Origin of the sequence: Streptomyces sp. WAC05292, from assembly GCF_003949955.1 — a bacterium.
Classification (GTDB): domain Bacteria; phylum Actinomycetota; class Actinomycetes; order Streptomycetales; family Streptomycetaceae; genus Streptomyces; species Streptomyces globosus.
Window position 1 is genome coordinate 1 of the sequence record NZ_RPSE01000522.1, and the last position, 3,508, is coordinate 3,508.

At 74.2% G+C, this 3,508-nt stretch carries 2 protein-coding genes and 1 pseudogene; 1 reads left to right on the forward strand and 2 read right to left on the reverse strand.

Features of this window, described 5'->3' with window-relative positions; all coding sequences use genetic code 11:
* Both EF903_RS30345 and EF903_RS30350 read right to left on the reverse strand, forming a co-directional pair.
* Nucleotides 1-649, reverse strand: a pseudogene (locus tag EF903_RS30345) (hypothetical protein); the annotation flags it as partial.
* Nucleotides 650-797: 148 nt separating this feature from the next.
* The gene (locus tag EF903_RS30350) at nt 798-1,928 is read right to left on the reverse strand and encodes a S9 family peptidase (RefSeq protein ID WP_125548197.1); all 1,131 of its coding nucleotides are present in this window, start codon (nt 1,926-1,928) and stop codon (nt 798-800) included.
* A gap of 365 nt (nt 1,929-2,293) precedes the next feature.
* On the opposite strand from EF903_RS30350, the gene EF903_RS30355 reads away from it, so the two are divergent.
* Nucleotides 2,294-3,508: inorganic phosphate transporter (locus tag EF903_RS30355; protein WP_148142614.1), on the forward strand; the 1,215-nt coding region annotated here is incomplete at its 3' end.

The window sequence follows — 3,508 nt, forward strand, 5'->3', positions numbered from 1 at the left end:
GTCCGTAGGGGACCTCGCAGCGCTCGTCCCGGAGTTCGGTGACGCGCTGGCCGAGCAGGTCGAGCAGGTCGGGGACGGTGACGGGGCCGGCGGACAGCTGGAGCAGGGAGAGCAGCTGCGGCATCGCCTCGACCACTTCCGCGACGACCGAGGGCGCGATGTCGGCGGGGGCGGGGTGCACGAGCGACCAGGCGTCGAAGAGGGCGACCCAGCCGCGCAGCACGGCGGTGTCGTCGCGGTCCCAGGCGCGCAGCCGCCAGCCGGGCCGGGCGTGGCCTCCGTGGACCTCGACGAGTCCGGCGAGGCGGGCGCGGTCCCAGCCGGCCCGGATCTGCCCGTGCGTCAGCCGCAGTTCGGCGGCGGCGCGTTCGACGTCCGCGGCGGGCAGCGCGCCGGCCGGTGCGGGCCTGTTGCCGTCGCCCGCGCCGAGGTTGCCCTCGGCCCAGCGGGCGAGCCGCACCGCGTCGGCGAGGGACACCCGTGCCCGGTGGGCGAGTTCGGCCGTGCCGGGGGTGCCCGCCGGGGGCCGGGGGGCCGGCCGGGTGCGCCGGTCGGTCACCGCCTTGCGGGCGGTCGCGACCGAGCGCGGGGAGACGAGTCGGAGTCTGGAGTCGCGAACCAACTGCTCATCAGGCTTTCGGGACGTCACGGAGGAAGTCTCGCCCGTCACCGGCCGAAAGCCCAAACGGAACCGGTTGTTATCGGCGGTCCATACCGGGGCAGAGTAGGCATTTGCCCCGTTGTGGTGCCCGTACGGCCCGGATCCGGTGGCCTTTCACCTCACGGCGGTGAGCCCTTCACATCAGCGGGGTGAGGAAGCGCCGCAGGGCCTCCTCGTACCGCTCGGGGTCGGCGTTCCACATGGCGCCGTGCGGGGCGTCGGGAACGGTCTGGAAGGTGACGAGGTCGGGGCGGGCCGCGGCGAGCCGGCGCGAGGGCTCCCAGGGGGCGATCGCGTCCTCCGGGCCGTGGAAGAGGAGGACGGGGACCCGCAGGGCGCGGGGGTCCTCCCCGGGGGCCCGGCGCCCGGCGCGGAGTCCGGCCCGCCCTTCGGCGGCGCGGACGGCGAGCGGGAGCAGGGCGGCCGGGGTGTGGCGGGCGGCGGCCAGCGCGCGGAGGGTGGCGTGCCAGTCGAGCACGGGCGAGTCGAGGACGAGTCCGCTGATGCGGTCGGCGAGGGCGGAGCGCTCGGCGGTGTGGAGGGCCATGGCGGCGCCGGTCGACCAGCCGTACAGGATGACACGGCGGGCGCCGTAGCGCAGGGCGTAGCGGATGGCGGCGTCCACGTCGCGCCACTCGGATTCGCCGAGGTGGCCGAGGCCGTCCGGGGAGGCGGGGGCGCCGAGGTCGCCGCGGTAGGCGAGGGCGAGGACGGGCAGGCCCAGCCGGTGCAGGCAGGGCATCGCGACCATGGAGTGCTCGCGTCCGGCGCCCAGGCCGTGGACGGCGATCACCCAGGTGGCGCGGGGGCCGGGCACGAACCAGGCCGGCATGCCGCCGAGCTCGCCGGGGACGTCCACGTCGGCGTGTTCGAGGCCGAGGGCGCTGCCGGGGTCGCCGAGGTGGACCTGGGGGGTGAGGGCGACGCGGGTGCCGGGGTCGAGGCTGCCGTGGGTGACGGCGAGGAGCCGCCGCACGACGGTGTCGGGGTCGCGGTCGGCCGGGTCGAGGACCTCGCCGACGACGGCGTGGACGCCGGGGGCGGCGAGCCCGTAGGTGCCGGGGCGCAGCGAGGCGAGCGAACGGGTGAGGGCCACCGAGCCGGGGGCGGTGGAGTGGACGATCAGCCGGGGGCCGCCCGGCAGCGGGCGGCCGGGGGCGGGCCGCAGGGCGGCGTCCGCGGCGAGCCGGCCCGCCGCTACAGCGGCCGCGCCGGCACCGAGGAGGGTGGTCGCGACGGCCGCTGCCGTCACCGTGGCGGTACGCACCGCTCCAGTGTCGGACCGGGTGCGCGGGCGGGCCACCGGAGGGTTCCGTGAGGGGGCGGAAGCGGAACGTGATCGAGGAGGGTTCGGCGGCCGCTCGGGGCGCTTCCGGCGAGGGGGTTCACCGGGTGATGTGGATCACTTCCGGCCGGGTTTCGGAACCCGTGGAGAGGGTGGGCGAGGCGCCCGGAGGGGCTCGTTAACCCCGCTTTGACGTGCATTAATCGGGATTCATCACCCTAATGAGGGAGGAATGGAGCGCTCCGGAGACGTGGGCGTCCACCGCGCCGCCCGTGGCAGTTCATCTTCCGTTCACCCACGTTGCCTACGGTCGCCGAGCCACTGACGCCAAACAGAAGCCTGGGTAAATGGAGCACATAACGCTTCTCCTCGGGATCGTGATCATCACCGCTCTCGTGTTCGACTTCACGAACGGTTTCCACGACACAGCCAACGCGATGGCGACCACCATCTCGACCGGCGCCCTCAAGCCCAAGACGGCGGTGGCCATGTCCGCCGTGCTCAACCTCGTCGGCGCGTTCCTGTCCGTGGAGGTCGCGAAGACGATCTCCAAGGGTCTCGTCAACGAAGAGGGCATCCAGCCCGAAGTGATCTACGCCGCGCTCGTCGGCGCGATCCTCTGGAACCTTCTGACCTGGCTGGTCGGACTCCCCTCCAGCTCTTCGCACGCGCTGATGGGCGGCCTCATCGGTGCCGCGGTCGCCTCCGCCGGCATCGGCGCCGTCAACGGCGGCACGCTCGTCACGAAGGTCCTCCTCCCCGCGGTCGCCGCGCCGATCGTCGCCGGCGTCGCCGCGATGTTCGCCGCCAAGATCACGTACAAGCTCGGCGCCGGCGTCGGCGAGAAGACCTCGGCCAAGGGCTACCGGGCCGGCCAGATCGCCTCCGCCGGCCTGGTCTCGCTGGCGCACGGCACCAACGACGCGCAGAAGACGATGGGCATCATCACCCTGGCACTCATCGCCGGCGGCGCCCTCGCGCCCGACGCCGACCCGCCGGTCTGGGTCATCGTCTCCGCCGGTCTGGCCATCGCGCTCGGCACCTACCTGGGCGGCTGGCGCATCATCCGCACCATGGGCAAGGGCCTGACCGACCTCCAGCCGCAGCAGGGCTTCGCCGCCCAGACCTCGGCCGCGGCCGTGATCCTCTCGTCCTCGAACCTCGGCTTCTCGCTGTCGACGACCCACTCGTGCTCCGGTGCGGTCATGGGCGCCGGCCTCGGCCGCAAGGGCGGCGTGGTCCGCTGGTCCACCGCGACCCGCATGTTCGTCGCGTGGGGCCTGACCCTGCCGGCCGCCGCGCTGGTCTCGGCGCTCGCCGAGCTCGCCATGCGCACCGGTGACATCGGCATCGCCGCGGTGACCGTCTTCCTCGTCGGCTCCTGCCTGGCCATCTGGCTCATCTCCCGCCGCCAGGTCGTCGACCACACCAACGTCAACGACCACGGCGACGAGGAGCCCGGTGTGGTCACCACCGCCATCGCGGCCGTCGCAGTGCCGCCCGCCGGTGTCGCGGCCGACGCGGACGCCGACCTGAAGGCCACCATCCCCGCCCCCGCCGCC